14 protein-coding genes and 1 tRNA gene are annotated in these 15,733 nt (G+C 58.2%); 11 read left to right on the top strand and 4 right to left on the bottom strand.

Going from position 1 to position 15,733, the window contains the following annotated elements; translation table 11 throughout:
* Window positions 1–115 precede the first annotated feature (115 nt).
* Window positions 116–583: a copper-containing nitrite reductase gene (locus METH_RS24975; protein ID WP_024092055.1), complete on the bottom strand. Its 468-nt coding sequence runs from the start codon at window positions 581–583 to the stop codon at window positions 116–118.
* A 439-nt stretch (window positions 584–1,022) separates the two neighbouring features.
* On the opposite strand from METH_RS24975, the gene METH_RS18760 reads away from it, so the two are divergent.
* The 10 genes from METH_RS18760 (at window position 1,023) to METH_RS18715 (ending at window position 12,204) form a co-directional block, all read left to right on the top strand.
* Window positions 1,023–1,859, top strand: a complete 837-nt coding sequence (locus METH_RS18760; RefSeq protein WP_024092054.1) for a flagellar motor protein MotB — start codon at window positions 1,023–1,025, stop codon at window positions 1,857–1,859.
* Between the two features lie 124 nt (window positions 1,860–1,983).
* On the top strand, window positions 1,984–3,291 hold the full coding sequence (locus METH_RS18755; protein ID WP_024092053.1) for a flagellar hook protein FlgE: 1,308 nt from the start codon (window positions 1,984–1,986) through the stop codon (window positions 3,289–3,291).
* A 46-nt stretch (window positions 3,292–3,337) separates the two neighbouring features.
* Window positions 3,338–4,786: a flagellar hook-associated protein FlgK gene (flgK, locus tag METH_RS18750; RefSeq protein ID WP_024092052.1), complete on the top strand. Its 1,449-nt coding sequence runs from the start codon at window positions 3,338–3,340 to the stop codon at window positions 4,784–4,786.
* 3 nt (window positions 4,787–4,789) lie between these two features.
* Window positions 4,790–5,794: a flagellin gene (locus METH_RS18745; protein ID WP_024092051.1), complete on the top strand. Its 1,005-nt coding sequence runs from the start codon at window positions 4,790–4,792 to the stop codon at window positions 5,792–5,794.
* Window positions 5,794–6,900, top strand: a complete 1,107-nt coding sequence (locus METH_RS18740; RefSeq protein ID WP_024092050.1) for a flagellar basal body P-ring protein FlgI — start codon at window positions 5,794–5,796, stop codon at window positions 6,898–6,900. Before METH_RS18745 ends, METH_RS18740 begins: the two co-directional genes overlap by 1 nt.
* A 614-nt stretch (window positions 6,901–7,514) precedes the next feature.
* Window positions 7,515–8,219: a fumarylacetoacetate hydrolase family protein gene (locus tag METH_RS18735; protein ID WP_024092049.1), complete on the top strand. Its 705-nt coding sequence runs from the start codon at window positions 7,515–7,517 to the stop codon at window positions 8,217–8,219.
* A 319-nt stretch (window positions 8,220–8,538) separates the two neighbouring features.
* On the top strand, window positions 8,539–9,582 hold the full coding sequence (locus tag METH_RS18730) for a TRAP transporter substrate-binding protein (protein WP_024092048.1): 1,044 nt from the start codon (window positions 8,539–8,541) through the stop codon (window positions 9,580–9,582).
* Window positions 9,583–9,663: 81 nt separating this feature from the next.
* Window positions 9,664–10,245, top strand: coding sequence for a TRAP transporter small permease (locus METH_RS18725; protein ID WP_024092047.1), 582 nt, complete (start codon window positions 9,664–9,666; stop codon window positions 10,243–10,245).
* Window positions 10,242–11,747, top strand: a complete 1,506-nt coding sequence (locus METH_RS18720) for a TRAP transporter large permease (RefSeq protein ID WP_024092046.1) — start codon at window positions 10,242–10,244, stop codon at window positions 11,745–11,747. Before METH_RS18725 ends, METH_RS18720 begins: the two co-directional genes overlap by 4 nt.
* Window positions 11,748–11,757: 10 nt before the next feature.
* The gene (locus METH_RS18715) at window positions 11,758–12,204 is read left to right on the top strand and encodes an acyl-CoA thioesterase (protein ID WP_024092045.1); all 447 of its coding nucleotides are present in this window, start codon (window positions 11,758–11,760) and stop codon (window positions 12,202–12,204) included.
* Between the two features lie 6 nt (window positions 12,205–12,210).
* On the opposite strand, the gene METH_RS18710 is transcribed toward METH_RS18715, so the two are convergent.
* Both METH_RS18710 and METH_RS18705 read right to left on the bottom strand, forming a co-directional pair.
* Window positions 12,211–13,407, bottom strand: coding sequence for a winged helix-turn-helix domain-containing protein (locus METH_RS18710; RefSeq protein WP_024092044.1), 1,197 nt, complete (start codon window positions 13,405–13,407; stop codon window positions 12,211–12,213).
* Entirely contained in the window at window positions 13,404–14,429 is a 1,026-nt protein-coding gene (locus tag METH_RS18705) for a LacI family DNA-binding transcriptional regulator (protein WP_024092043.1), read from the bottom strand. The genes METH_RS18710 and METH_RS18705 overlap by 4 nt, the downstream gene beginning before the upstream one ends.
* Window positions 14,430–14,576: 147 nt before the next feature.
* Here METH_RS18705 and METH_RS18700 point away from each other — a divergent pair.
* A tRNA-Arg gene (locus METH_RS18700) sits at window positions 14,577–14,653 on the top strand.
* Between the two features lie 76 nt (window positions 14,654–14,729).
* Here METH_RS18700 and METH_RS18695 read toward each other — a convergent pair.
* Entirely contained in the window at window positions 14,730–15,350 is a 621-nt protein-coding gene (locus METH_RS18695) for a hydrolase (RefSeq protein WP_197538811.1), read from the bottom strand.
* Window positions 15,351–15,733 lie beyond the last annotated feature (383 nt).

Below are 15,733 nucleotides of genomic sequence, written 5' to 3'. Positions count from 1 at the left end.
GGTTTCCCTTAAACAGCTATCTCAGCGGCCAGGCCCAAAGCTGCCAAGGTGCCCCGGCACAGCCGGGCCCGTGCGGGCTCAGGAGCTTTCCGCTTTCGTTTGCGTCGGCCGTCTTTCAGCAGTCGGAACCCCAGGTTATCCGGCGGCAGTCCGACTGCGCATCCGCTACGAAGGCGGCATTTTCGGCATGAGAACCCTGATGTTTCATTATCTCGAATGCCGCCGCCTGCCGCATCTGCTCCGGCGGCCCCCCGCTTTTGCCGCCCTGGTGGAAATTGCCAATCGGCGGTGGCGGATGAGGGCTGCGGCAATGGCGGCGGTTTCGGTCCGCACCACCGCCCAAGGCGCCGGTGGCTGCGTTGACGTCGATGTTGTGCTTTAGCAAGTTCTCCGGTGGGTTGATCACGGTCAGCTTAACATAGTCGCCCTCGTGCACCACCATCATTGCACCCGGAATGGAGCCGTTAAAGGTCATGCGCTGAGGATAGGCGCCCTGGTCGATCTCGATTTCCTTCTCGACGGTCTTCATCCCGAACTCGACGATGCGCGGTTCGCCCGGTGCAGCCAGCCCGTGCTCATGCACGAAGGGCGGGGCAACCAGTCCGCGCTTAAGGCGCTTGAGGCTGGACAGGTCCGCCGGTGCTGTGGATTCGTGGACCGTAGTGCTTTTAGTCTTGGCGGCCTTGGCAAGTATAGCAAGCGGCTTCTACGCCGGCTGGCCCCGTCAGTGCGGCCCTGCGGGTCAGCATGATGTACTCTTTTCAGCGTCCCATATGCCGTGTTGATGAGACACTGGAGACCGGCCCGGTTGCTCTGGTTGTTTTTGATCAGCCTGCGATAAGACAATTCGATGCCGAGATAAGTGGATTTCAAGATTCAGCATTTACCTGCGGGGCATCGGCGCCGGTCCGCCGCGGGCAACTGCCTTGCGGAGGCTCGAACTGCCGGCAAGTTTAATTGTTAAGCCCAGTTTAACGCGCCGCCTGTTATCCTGGAGATGGGTGAAAATAGTGGTGGTGGATATGAGCGCACAAAGCAATGTGGCGCCCATTATCATCAAGAAGAAAAAATCAGGTGGTGGCGATGGCCATCACGGCGGCGCGTGGAAAGTGGCTTATGCCGACTTCGTGACCGCGATGATGGCCTTCTTTATGCTGATGTGGCTGCTGAACGCGACGACGGAAAAACAACGCAAGGGTCTGGCGGATTACTTCTCGCCATCAATTCCGCTAAGCCGGGTCTCCGGCGGGGGCAATGGTGCGTTTCAGGGTGACAGCATGTTCACCGAGGAAATTCAGCCGCAATCCGGCACCGGGGCAACGGATATAAATCCGATGGACGCTCAGCAGGCGCAAGGAGAAACCGGCGTTGAAACTGACGAGCAGCGCGAGGATGAAGACACCAAGTTCCGCGCCATCGAAGAACAGTTGTCTGGGCGTGGCGGCGAGAGCATGGTGACGGTTGCGATGGCCCGCCATATTGTGACCAGGGTCACTGACGAAGGGCTAATCATCGAACTTTTTGCCACAGAAGACACACCTCTGTTTGATGAGGGTGCGGATGAGCCGACACCGTTGTTCAGGGATCTGGTCAGGATGATTGCGCGGGTGTCGGAGAGTGTTACCAGCAATGTAGCCATCGGCGGCCACATTCGTTCCCATCCGGTTGTGCTGGCAAAGAATCCGGTTTGGGAGCTGTCCCATGACAGAGCCGACAAAACACGCACGCTGCTCGAATCGGGCGGTCTGGCCGCAGGCCGGATTCACCGGGTGACCGGCCATGCCGACCGAAAGTTGGCGGCCGGAAACCCGATGGCCGCCCGTAATGACCGGATTGAAATCATCCTATTGCGCGAATAAGTCATTGAAAACATTGCGGCATGCGGCTAGCAGGTAAGTCATATTTTTTCTGTTAGCCGCCCGTTAATCGCTCCTACGCTAGCTGTTGTATCCAGAATGATTAGATGCAGCAGAAAGGCGCGCTATGACCATTTCTTCGTCGCTGAACGCGGGTGTTTCAGGATTGAGCGCCAACGCCAGCCGGTTGGCCTCCATCTCGGATAACATCGCCAACTCCTCGACCCGCGGGTACAAGCGGGTGCAAACGGATTTCCATTCCATGGTCAACGCCGGTTCCGGCGGGACATACGCCGCGGGCGGTGTGCGCACGACAAATGTGCGCCTGATCGATGAGCGTGGGCCGCTGGTTACCACCAGCAACGCCACGGACCTTGCGGTGCGCGGTCGCGGCATGCTGCCGGTGGCCTCGGTCGCTGATATTGAAGCGGGCCTAAGCCCGACGATGATGTTGACCACCACAGGCTCGTTCCGGACTGACTCCAGCGGCTACCTGACTAGCGAGTCGGGATTGGCGCTGATGGGGTGGCCGGCCAATGCCGATGGCAGCGTGACGCACGCTGCCCGCGACAGCAGTGATTCGCTGGAGCCGGTCCTGATTGATCTGAACCGGTTGTCGGCAGAACCGACAACCGAGATCAGCCTGACCGCGAACCTGCCTGCCTCGGCCACCGATGTCGGCGCTGCCGGCACGCCGGAGGAACAGGTGGTGCGCTACTATGACAGCATGGGCCGCGCCGAAGAGCTGACGATCACCTACACCCCGACCGTTGCAACCGCGCCGGCGACAACCGGCAGCAACGAATGGAACATGCAGATCGTCGATTCTGCCAGCGGTGCAACGGTAATCGGTGAATACACGCTGACCTTTGACGACAGCGCCACCTCGGCCGGCACCCTGCAGAGCGTGGCCACCACGACCGGCGGCGCCTATGACGCGACAGCCGGGTCGGTGACCATCAACGTGGCTGGCGGGCCGATCGAGATCAGTGTCGGTGTGCTCGGCGAGCAAAACGGCATGAGCCAGCTGGGAGAGGAGTTCGTCCCGGGCACCACCGAAAAAGACGGTACACCGGTTGGCTCCTTCGTGTCCGTCGAAGTCAATGAAACCGGGGAAGTCATTGCCAAGTATGATTCCGGCGACACCAGGGTGATCTACAAAGTGCCGCTGGCGGATGTTTCGAACATCAACGGCATGCAGGCGCTGGATTCGCAGACCTATGTGCCGACCGACGAGGCAGGCGATTTCTACCTTTGGGATGCGGGCGACGGGCCAACCGGCGAAATCCTGAGCTATGCTCTGGAAGAATCCGCCGTCGACGTGGCGACTGAGTTGACGAACATGATCCAGACCCAGCGGGCCTATTCGTCGAACGCCAAGGTTATCCAGACCGTCGACGAAATGTTGCAGGAAACCACCAACATCAAGCGCTAACGCGCTTGATGTCCCCTGACATTGGTTTCACGAAAGCAGGCTGAACATGTCTATTTATTCCGCCCTTAACAGCGCGATGAGCGGTTTGACCGCGGCCAGCCGGTCCTCGCAAGTGGTTTCGGACAATCTGGCCAATGCTCTGACACCTGGCTATACGCGCCGGGTGCTGGATCTGAACAGCCCTAGTGCAGGCATTCGCGGCGTTCGGGTCGGGAATGTACAGCGTATCAATGACCCGGTTCTGATCACCAACCGCAGAGTGGCCGAGGCAGACTACAGTGCGTCCAAGATCCAGTCCGATTTCTACGGCCGGATGTCCAGTTTGGCTGGCACGGTTGACGACGAGATGTCACTGGCTTCGAATCTATCGTTTTTCGAGTCTTCTTTGATTGAGGCGGTCTCTCGCCCGGACTCACTGCCGAGGCTGAATGATCTTTCCGTGAAAGCGAATTCTCTTGCCGACTCGATTTCCCGTACGGCGGAAGGACTGAGGAAACTGAGGATCGGTGCGGATAGTGCGATCGGCTCTCAGGTTGAAACCGTGAATCAGGCGTTGAAGGACGTCGAAAAACTGAATGCCCGCATTATGGTCGTAGAAGCCGGTGGCATGGATGCCGCAGCGATGCATGACCAGCGGGATCAACTGATTGATCAGGTCAACGAAATCATTCCAGTCAATGTTGTCCGGCGCGATAATGGCCAGGTGTCGCTCTACTCGACCGGCGGGATCATGCTGTTGGACGGCAAGGCGTCCGAGCTGAGCTTTACTCCGTCGCGGGATATCATGCCGCACATGACGCTGGGCAATGCATTAATTTCCGGCCTCGAGGTCAACGGGAAGGTGATTGACACCAGCCCGGACGGACCACTTCGGGGCGGCAAGCTCACGGCCCAGTTCGAAATCCGAGATGTAACTGCGGTGGAAGCCCAGGAGGATCTTGATACAATGGCTGCCGATCTGATCGAGCGGTTTCAGGATCCCGCACTGGATGCCTCCATTGGCGTCACCGACGCCGGCATCTTTACTGATGATGGCGGATTCTATGATCCGGCAAACTTCATCGGTATCTCCAACCGGATCGAATTGAATGACCTGGTCGCCTTGGACGGTACCGGAGAGACATGGCGGTTCCGAGACGGCCTTTATGCAGCAGGTCTGGGTGATCCAGGTGATTCCAGGTTGTTGCAGGCATACTCCGATACGCTGAACACCACCCGGACAGTATCTTCGGCCGGGCTGGGCACAGCAAACATGACAGCCTCGACGCTGAGTGCGAACCTGTTGTCGCGGTTTGCACAGGACAATGAAACAGCGTCACGCGCATCGACCTTTGCTGCTGCCAGTTTCAATGAATTGAGCCAAGCGGAATTGGGGCTTGGAGTGGATACAGATGCTGAACTGCAAAACCTGATGCTGGTGGAAAAATACTACCAGGCCAATGCTCGGGTGATCACCGTTGTCGACGAACTTATGGACACACTACTGAGGATCTGACGCATGATATTGAATTCCTATGGTGATATGGCGCAGCACCTCTTTCTCCGCAGCCGTAATGCAGAATTGCAGCAGAATATAACCACGCTTTCCGAAGAGTTTGCTACCGGCAAGTTGTCTAACCTGACCGAGCGGCTGGGCGGTGACTTCACCTATCTGGCAGATCTCGAAAACACCTTAAACCGGCTGGACAGCTACATGGTCGCTAATAGCGAAGTGCAGTTGTTTGCCACTACGACCCAAGGCAGCCTTGATAAGGTCCAGAGCCAGGTCCAAGCGATGCGGAATGACATCCTGACACTGTCACCTGCCATTGATGTGGCAAACGCAGAGCAGTTCGGAAGCCAGGCCAAGCAAAGAATATCCAGTGCAATCAGCCTGTTGAATGCATCTGTTGGCGGGCGGACAATCTTTTCGGGCACCGCGACGGATACCAAGCCGCTTAATGACACAGGCACCCTCATGAGTTCCATCCTCACTGAGGTCTCCGGATTGACCACAAGCAATGACATCATTCAAGCCGTGAAGGACTGGTTTGATGATCCAGCTGGGTTCGACACTGTCATGTACAACGGTTCCACCACTTCTCTGCAGCCTGTCACCGTAGGCGAGGGTGAACAGGTTACGCTGGGCATCCGTGCTGATGACGACAATCTCAAACATGCGTTGCAGAGTTACGTCATTACAGCATTGGCAGATGAACCCAGTCTCGGTTTGACGGGCGATGTGAAAGTCGACATTGTCCGCCAAGCCAGCAGCGAGCTCACAGACAGCGTGGACAGGCTGATCGAGTTGCAAGCGGATGTCGGCTTTATCGAAGGCCAGCTTGAAGCGGTGAACACCCGCAATGAGGCGTCGAAAACCAGCCTGAGCATTGTCAAAAACAACCTGGTTTCAGCCGATCCTTATGAAACCTATACACGGCTGGAAGAAGCGCAAACGCAGCTTGAAGGTCTTTATACGATCACATCGCGCAGCTCGAAGCTCTCACTGTTGAATTATCTCTGATGCTGGTATTCCTGCGCCTTCTTTTCGCCTGCCTGTTCCTGCTGCCCGCAGTGGCGCAGGCAAATACTATCCGTCTCAAGGACTTGGTTGAATTTGATGGCGTCCGAGGCAACGACCTAGTCGGTTACGGCCTGGTCGTCGGCTTGGACGGCACCGGTGACGGGCTCCGGAATTCGCCGTTTACCGAAGAAATCATGTCCAATATTTTGGAGCGGCTTGGTGTCAATGTGACCGGTGAGCAGTTCCGGCCAAAAAACGTTGCTGCGGTCTTTGTAACCGCCACGCTGCCGCCCTTTGCCCGGGTCGGTAGCACCATTGATGTAACGGTGTCAGCCATTGGAGATTCCAAGAGCCTTTTGGGCGGCACCCTGATCATGACACCGCTGAATGCTGCGGATGGCCAGATCTATGCGGTTTCACAAGGTACAATCCTGGCTGGCGGAGCGGTTGCTGAAGGCGACGCAGCCAGGGTAACCCAGGGGGTTCCAACCGCAGGTGTGATCCCCTCGGGTGCCCGGGTCGAACGTGAGATCGGTTTTGATCTGTCCTCGCTCAGTTCCATGCGTCTGGCCTTACGGGAACCGGACTTCACCACGGCTGGCCGGATTGAACGGGCGATCAACGATGAGTTCGGCCGCAATGTTGCCCTGATGAAGGATTCCGGTACTGTTGAGGTTGATGTCAAGCGCACAAACACCCGCTCGACGGCACACGCGGTGGGCCGGATCGAGAACATCCTGGTTGAACCTCAGCGCAAGGCACGGGTCGTTGTGGATCAGCGTTCCGGTACGATTGTTATGGGCAGCGACGTGCGGATTTCACGCGTTGCCGTGGCCCAAGGGAACCTCACTCTGCGGATTGAAGAAACACCGCTGGTGGTTCAGCCTAACCCCTTTGCTAATGGTGAAACGGTTGTCGTTCCGCGCACCGGTGCAGCAATTGAGGAAGAAGAAGGCGTCCAGCTTGCTGAGGTGCCGGAGACAACTTCGCTGTCCGAAGTCGTGGCAGGTTTAAATGCCTTGGGCGTGTCGCCGCGGGACATGATCGATATCCTCAAAAGCCTGAAAGCGGCCGGTGCACTGCATGCAGAGTTTGTCGTCCGTTAAGTCAGCATGAGCAGACGTGGAAGAGAGCCCTGGCCCTGTTTGCAGCACCCAAGGCCTTTTCTGTTAAAAACTATACGTTGGATGACGTTTTTTTCTAAAAATTGCGCCTTGCTCTTGTACTGTATCGTTCGGGTGGAGATGTTCTTGCATCCGCTTGAATTTTAAGGCTGGTGCGACATGACCGTTGCAAATACTGCAGAAAAGTCTGGCATTGTCCTCTTGACGTCGCCGAAAACGAGGTTGGCTGTGACGATGGCTGAGAATCGCTCACAAAATTGCTGATCAGGTGAAACAGCGGCGGCCCGCGGGTCTGGGCGAAGAACAGGTACACCGAACCGATACGGCTCACCCCAGACGTTCTTTGTGCCCATCGGCCCGGAATATGCAAGCAGGTAAGTGCTGAGCCTAAGCCTCCAGAAAGAGCCTCCGGGCTTGAGGAAAGAACTGTCATAACGGTTCAGTGCGTTTGGCGAACTGCGCAATTGTTTCTCTGGCAGGCCATGGGAACGGCCATTCAAATCCTTTCACGCGTCAAGCGGGGTTTACAGGGGCATAGATTGCGGCTCTGACGTGTAGGGGCAGAATGCGGCAGCAAAGTTGTGAGGGATTCTTGGATGGGTGAGCTTTTGTTCAATTTACCGGAAGCGCCGGCGGTTCCGGTGGCCGGAGAATCCTCTGGATACCCGATAGGGAGGATATTCTGCGTCGGGCGCAATTACGCAGCTCATGCTGCCGAAATGGGTAACGAGGTGGATCGGGAGTCGCCCTTCTACTTCACCAAGGCGGCTGCCAATGCGGTGCTGACAGGCGCAGTTGTGCCTTATCCGCCTGGGACCGAAAACTTTCACTACGAGATGGAGTTGGCGGTGGCGATTGGCGCGCCGGTATTCCGGGCAGCCGCAGAAGAGGCGCAGGCTGCTGTCTTTGGCTATGGATGCGCGCTGGATATGACCCGGCGCGATCTGCAGATCCGCGAGCGGCAGAAGCAGCGCCCTTGGGATCTGGGCAAGGATTTGGAAAATGGCACGGTGTTCGCGCCGCTGACCCGGGTGTCAGACTGGGGCAATCCGTCTGGCCGGCGGATCTGGCTGGAGGTGAACGGGGAGGTCCGGCAGGACGCTGCTCTGGAGGATATGATCTGGTCCATTGAAGAGATTATCTGCCATCTTTCCGGCTTTTATCACTTGCGGCCCGGGGATGTGATTCTGACCGGCACGCCGGCCGGTGTGGGGCCCGTTCAGGCAGGTGACCGGATGCACGGTGGGGTTGATGGGCTGCCACCCGTTGACCTGACGCTGGTTGCTGCGGAACGATACTAGGCGGTGCTCAGCCATGATTGTTGTTGCCATGCGGTCATCTCGATATGTATCAATTTGAGTGTGAGTGCGGGGGCTTCGTAACACATCAGGTGGCTAATTTGTCTGTGATCAAAAATCACAGGCAGATTTCATGAGTAAATAATGCATAATCCACTGTTGATAGTTACAAACGCACCTAATAGCAGGGATGCAACTGGTTCGTTAAACGAACTCTGCGCGGGGCCTTGGCAGCGGAAACGGAAAGAATTCCGCCGTCCGCCGCAGTAATGTTGCCTGAGCGGCGGGCCCGGTAAATGATTTGATCTAAGGGAGGATAGACATGACTACTCGGAGAAAGCTTTTGGGGGCAGCGGGGGGCGCAGCCTTGGCAATGTTCGGCGCAATGCCGGCACTTGCTCAGGAGGTGACCCTGAAACTGCATCAGTTCCTGCCAGCACAGGCAAACGTGCCGAAACTGATCCTGGATGTCTGGGCGGACAACGTCGAGGAATCCTCGGGCGGGCGCATCAAGATTGACCGCTTCCCGTCGATGCAGCTGGGCGGCAAGCCGCCTGAGCTGATGGACCAAGCCATCGATGGCGTGGCGGATATCGTCTGGACCGTGGTGGGCTATACCCCGGGCCGCTACCCGTCGACCGAAGTGTTTGAGCTGCCGTTCATGATGACCAATGCGCGCGCTGTGTCGCACGCTTATTGGGAAATGTTCGACAAGCACATGAAGGACACCGAGTTCAAAGATGTCCACATCCTGGGCACCTGGGTGCATGGGCCTGGACTGATCCACACTTCGGATCCTGTAGAGACGCCCGAAGATCTGGAAGGCATGAAAATCCGCGGCGGCGGCCGGTCGGTCAACGCGCTGCTGACTGAACTGGGGGCAACCCCGGTGGGGATGCCGGTTCCGGCGATACCCGAAGGCCTGTCTAAGGGCGTGATCGACGGCACCACCATTCCGTGGGAAGTGACTGCGGCCCTGAAGGTTCCCGAACTGGTGGAAAACCACACCGAGTTCACCGGCAAAGCGCTGTACACGCTGACCTTTGTCCTGGCGATGAACAAGGAAAAGTACGAGAGCCTGCCGGATGACCTGAAGAAGGCGATCGACGACAATTCCGGCTTGGAGTTCTCAGTCTTTGCCGGCGGCACCCAGGCGGATTCTGATGGCCCCTCGCGCGAGATGGCGCTGGACCTCGGCAACACCGTGATCACTTTGGACGAGGAACAGACCGCCATTTGGCGTGAGCGCGCGCAGCCGATCTATGACAAGTGGATCGCCGACATGGCCGAAAAGGGCGTCGACGGCGCCGCTCTGATCGAAGAAGCCAGCGGGCTGATCGAGAAATACACGCCGCAGTACCAGTAAAGCGTTTAGACTGATAAAGGTGAAGGGCCGCACGGCATTGGCACTGCGGCCCTTTGCATACCGGAATAAGGCAACTGAACGATGCACAAGCTCATGATGCGGCTGGCCAAATCCATGGCCTACCTGGGCGGTGCGGTCCTCACTCTTCTGATCATTCTGACATGTATTTCGATCGCTGGGCGTTTGCTCAACGGTGTATTCCATGGCGATTTGATGGAGCGGATTGCGCCGGGGTTCTCAAAGTGGATGACGGGCTGGGTCGGGCCGGTCAACGGCGACTTTGAACTGGTCGAGGCCGGCGTGGCCTTTGCCATCTTCGCCTTTCTGCCGCTGTGTCAGATCACCGCGGGCCATGCCTCGGTTGACGTGGTAGCGAATGCATTCCCACGCGGTGTGAACCGGTTCTTGCGCATGGTTACCGAAGTTGTATTTGCAGCGGTTCTGGTACTGATCGCCTGGCGGCTGGGCGCAGGGCTTGCAAGCAAGTATTCCAATGGCGAGACCTCCTTCCTGCTCGAATTTCCAGTCTGGTGGGCCTACGGCATCAGCATGATAGCGTCGGTTGTGGCAGCCATTGTAGGCATCTACATGGGCGCGGTTCGCACCATAGAATTCTTTACCGGCCGGATCCTGATCTGGGACGGCGTGGAGGGCGAAAAGTGACGGCTCTTGAAATTGGCATTGCCTCCTTCCCGGTTCTGATGCTGCTGATCTTTCTGCGGGTTCCTATCGGCCTTTCTATGTTTCTTGTCGGCCTTGGCGGCCTGATCTGGGTCACGGACGGCACACAGGTGGCGTTTGGCCGGCTGAAAAGCGAGACCTATTCGACCTTCTCTTCCTATTCGCTGACCATCGTGCCGATGTTCCTGCTTATGGGTCATTTCGCGACCCTGGGCGGCATGTCCACCGCCTTATTCAAAGCGGCTGAAGGGTTCCTGGGCCACCGAAAAGGCGGGGTTGCGATGGCCGCCATCGGTGCCTGTGCAGGCTTTGGCGCGATCTGCGGTTCGTCCTTGGCTACCGCTGCGACGATGGGCCGGGTCGCGCTGCCCGAGTTGAAGCAATACGGTTACGCCGGCGGGTTTTCGACCGCGACGCTCGCGGCGGGCGGCACGCTGGGCATCTTGATCCCGCCCTCCGTGGTGCTGGTGATCTATGCCATCCTGACAGAGCAGAACATCGCCAAACTGTTTCTGTCGGCCTTTATCCCCGGCTTGCTGGCAGCATTGGGCTATTTGATAGCGATCTCGATCTATGTGCGCCTGTTCCCGGAAAGTGCCGGCACCCGTCCGCCGGTGCCAATGCGCGAGCGGTTTACAGCACTGGTGCACGTCTGGCCGGTGCTGCTGGTGTTTGGCCTTGTGGTGGGCGGCATTTATCTCGGCTGGTTCACTCCGACCGAGGGCGCGGCCGTGGGCGCATTCGGCACTGGCTTCATAGCCTGGACCAATGGGGGGCTGACCCGCGAGACGCTGGCAGACAGCTTCCTGGTGACCGCGCGCTCCACTGCAATGATCTTCTTCATTGTGCTAGGTGCTGGCTTTTACAATGGGTTCCTGGCGCTCACAAAAGTACCGCAAGAGCTGGCTGATTTCGTTGTCAGTCAGGGACTCAGCCCTTGGGTCGTGCTGGCGCTGATCCTGGGATTCTACTTGGTTTTCGGCTGCCTGATGGACTCGCTGTCGATGATCTTGCTGACAATCCCGATTTTCTTTCCGGTAATCTCGGCGATGGATTTCGGTCTGCTGTCGCTGCCCGCGATGCAGGCGGATGCAGCGATGGAGGTGCTGAAGGCTGGAGTGCCTGAGGGTATGGGGGCAGAGATGCTCGCCTCAATCAAGGAAGCCATTGCTGCCGGAGCAGAGCTTACCCGCGAGCAGATGAAGGAACTTGGTATCCGCATAACCGAAGGCCGGGTTAACCGGATCGAGGCGGAATATGTCGCCATCTGGTTCGGGATTCTGGTGCTGATCGTGGTCGAGGTTGGCCTGATTACCCCGCCGGTGGGGATGAACCTGTTCATCATCAATGCGATGGACCGTAAGACCCGGATGATCGACACCTACAAGGCGGTGATGTTCTTTGTTGCCTCCGATATTATCCGAGTGATCATTCTGGTGGCCTTTCCGGTCATAACCCTGCTGCCCCTGATGGTGATGCAATGAGGGCGCTGGCATGACAGAACATAACTCCACTTTGGTGCAGCAGGGATTTACCCATGAAATCCGCGTGGGCTGGGGCGACTGCGACCCGGCCCGGATAGCCTATACCGGGCGGCTCCCGGCCTTTGCGCTGGAGGCGATCGACGCCTGGTGGGAGCACCACTTGGGCGGTGATGGCTGGTACCAGATGGAGCTGGACCGCGGCACCGGCACACCGTTTGTGCATATGAGCATCGATTTCCGCTCTCCGGTTACCCCGCGGCACCGGCTGATCTGCGAGGTCTGGCCCTCCGCTCTGGGCAGTAAGTCGGTGACCTTCCGTGTGAACGCGCGGCAGAATGAAGAGCTGTGTTTTGAAGGCAGGTTTGTTTGCGTTTTCATTTCACCGGAGAGCTTCACAGCAAAACCCGCGCCGAAAGATTATCGGCAAGTGATCGAAGCGAACCTGGGGCCGGAGTAGTTTCGGTCAGCGCAGCCAGCCGTCTGTGAAGCACACCCTGCAGAGGCCTGCAAAGCGAGCAACCCGGTCCAGTTCTGCCTCCAGCCGCTTGGCGCGGGCCGGTGACCATTTCACATCCTGCTCGGGCCAGACGGCGGTGACGCGCAGACATTCTGCGTCCCGGTCCGCCTTCATATCGATGCGGCCAACCAGACGTGTGCCTTCCAGTAGCGGAAAAACGTAATAGCCGTACTGGCGCTTGGGCGCGGGGGTGAAAACCTCGATTCTATAGTGGAAACCGAACAGCCGTTCCGTTCGTTTGCGGTCGCGCAGGACGGGGTCAAAGGGGCTAAGCACCCGCATCCTGCCTGGTGCCGGACCCAATTCCGCGGCGGCGTCCACGGTGCCTGGACGGGTGAACGTTTTGCGCGGCTTGCCGTCGGCCTGTTCGAATTCAATTTCTTCCAGTTCTCCCAGACGCATCTGTTCGGCGCACCAGCCCTTGGCTTCCGCCGGAGAGGCGGTGTCCCAGAATGCGGCGAGCTCGCCGGAGGTGGCAAAGCCCAAGCGGTCCAGCGCGGCGGAACAAAGCCAGTTAATGGTCGCGGTCTCGTCGCAGGAGGGGCCAGGGCGCAGATGCTCTTCGATCACCCGCTCGGTCAGGTCATATTGTTTCTGAAACCCGTCGCGGCCCACCACAGTCAGCGCGCCGGAACGCCAAAGATACTCCAGCGCGGTTTTGGACGGGTGCCAGTCCCACCAGCCGCCAGAGCCTTTTTTCTCGTCCTTGCCCACGTCAGAAGAGCTGACTGGCCCGTGATCCCGCACGTGGTTCAGGATTTTTCCGAACCGCTCTTCAAACCCATCGCGCCGCCAATTGCGCCAGCGCCTGCGCAGCAGTTCGGTGTCACGGTGGAACCGCAAGTGCCAATGCGGGTAGAACGTCATCGGGATCATCGCGGCATCATGGGTCCAGTGTTCAAATAACCCCCGGTCGCGTTCGTATAACTGTTTCAAATACTTGGCGCGGTATCCCGGCCGACGTGAATAAAGGATCATGTCATGCGCCCGCGCCACGGTGCTGATGCTGTCGAGCTGAACGAAACCCAGCCGCTGTATCAGCGCCAGAAGGTCTGCCCCCCTGGCCGGTCCCGCTGGCTGCTCCAGCAGGGCGTGACGGTCCAGGAACAACCGCCGCGCGCTTTGATTGGTCAGCCGAGTCAACGCCGTTTCAGGGTGTCACCAAAGGATATCGTGGGAGTCAGCGTGACATGCTTTTCGATCTCTGCGTCGGGATCTTCCAACTGGGCCGCGATGATCTCGGCCGCTTTGCGTCCGATGTCCAGGCGGCAGGCATCCATCGTGGCCAGCTTGCGGGGCAGACCCTGCAGCAGCTCCACTCCATTGAAACCTGCAAGACCGATTTGACCGGGAACACTGATGCCCTGATCCTGCAGGTACAGCAAGCCGCCTGCGCCGATCATATCGTTGGAATAGTAAAGAAAATCAAGCTCAGGTGAGCGTTCCAGCATGGCCTGGGTCATCTCGCGGCCTTTTGCGAGCGCCGAGCCGCCGGAATAAAACTCGCGGTCTTCAATTTCCACGCCTTCCTTGGCCAGCGCTTCGGTGAAACCTTCGAACCGCTTCCGGGCACGGTGGTCCAAGGGCATCTTGGTGCCCATGAAGCCAATGTGCCGGTAACCGGCTTTGAGGATCGCCTTGGCCATTTCCCGGCCTGCGCGGCGGTGGGAAATACCGACCATCGCATCCACCGGCTTGCCATCGGTATCCATGATTTCCACCACCGGGATGCCGGCGCTGTTCAGCATCGCGCGAGCGGCCTCGGTATGTTCCAATCCGGCGATGATCACGCCGGAGGGACGCCACGAGAGCATCTCGTAGAGCACTTTTTCCTCTTTCTCGGGCTGGTAGTCGGTGACACCGACCACCGGCTGCAGTTCGGTGTTTTCCAGCACCTTGTTGACGCCGGTCAGCACCTCGGGGAAAACCATGTTCGACAGCGATGGGATGATCACCGCCACCAGGTTCACGCGGTTCGAGGCCAGCGCGCCGGCGATCTTGTTGGGCACATAGCCCAGTTCCTTGGCGGCGCTCAGCACCTTGGTGCGGGTTTTCTCCGACACGTCGCCGCGGTTGCGCAGCACGCGGCTCACGGTCATTTCGGAGACACCGGTTGCTTCGGATACATCGCGGAGGGTGAGAGGGCGCTTGCTGTCCGTGGTCACGTTCCTGAGCCTCTTGTTATTGCTGTGTGCAACGTTAGCGCAGTCATCGGTCGCTGCACAATGGAAACTGCGCGCGGCAAATCGGCAACTGACCGCGCCCATCCCATTGTGATCGCAGGAGGGATTTGTTATCGCGTAGACAGGCACGGCCCCGTGGCTCAACTGGATAGAGCAGCCCCCTCCTAAGGGGCAGGTTGCAGGTTCGAATCCTGCCGGGGTCGCCAGTGTTCAAATGTGTTGCAAGGTCACGGTGTGTTTCACTCCTGCTGACAGTCTCTTTCGTTGCTTTGTTGTGAGAGGTTATCCGCGCGCGGAGTCCAGTTGCTCGCCATCATGTTCAACTGCGCGTGCTTTTTGATAGCTTTCAATCAGAAGCTGGTACTCGGGGAAGATCCGGGTATAGATCTCTGCCCATTTCCCGGCGTCATCGCGATGCCAGGTGCGCTGAATTTCTGATGCAACAGCCGCGGTGTCCATAGGAACAGCACCCGCCTGAACAACCCGGGCAAGCGTGATCTCCTGGGCCATTTTCGAATAGGTGCCGGACGCGTCCACCACCACAAAAACCTTGTACCCGTCCGCAATCGCGCTGATTGCCGGAAAGGCCATGCAGACGCTGGTAATCGTGCCAGCGATGATCAGTGTCTTCCGGCCTGTTTCCTCGACGGCTTTGACAAACTCGGGATTGTGCCAAGCATTGATCTCGCCGCGGCGTGCCACGTACTTCGCATGGGGGGCGTTCTCGTGGATCTCGTGGATAAGCGGGCCATTCGGTCCTTGAGGGACGGAAGCCGTTGTGATCACAGGGATTTCCGCCAGGGTCGCCATAGAGGCCAACGCCCCGGCATGACGGCGCAGAGCAGTCATCGGCATGTCATTTACGGTCTGGAACAGGCCGCTTTGGTGGTCGATCAGCAGCATCACAGCGTCATCGGGGTCGATTACCGGGAGAGAGTTCTCAAAGTTTGCGGGGGTGCTCATTCTCGTTCCTCCCAGGGGAAGTTTTTCTGTGCGCGGATCAGCGCCGGGATACGCTCTGTACCGATGCCCGATCAGGTGCGGCTTTTATTATATCGACGCTCATCTGACCCTGCGTTCGTCTTTTCCGAACACCGCGTATCAAGGCGATGCTGTTGACGTTTCGAGGTAACCTAGGACTCTAAGCCAATGTGGCAACGTTTCTTGCTCGGTGTTGATATTGTATTCCTGAGGGTGGAAAATGAGGAAACTTACTATTGCGATGGGCGCGTGCGCGCTCGCCTCATATCACGACTTGGTATGGCCGTGTGCGGGCTTGGTCGCCG

It is taken from the genome of Leisingera methylohalidivorans DSM 14336 (assembly GCF_000511355.1).
Taxonomy (GTDB): domain Bacteria; phylum Pseudomonadota; class Alphaproteobacteria; order Rhodobacterales; family Rhodobacteraceae; genus Leisingera; species Leisingera methylohalidivorans.
Note: the sequence above shows the minus strand (reverse complement) of the source record. Positions and strands in the feature narration are given on the sequence as shown.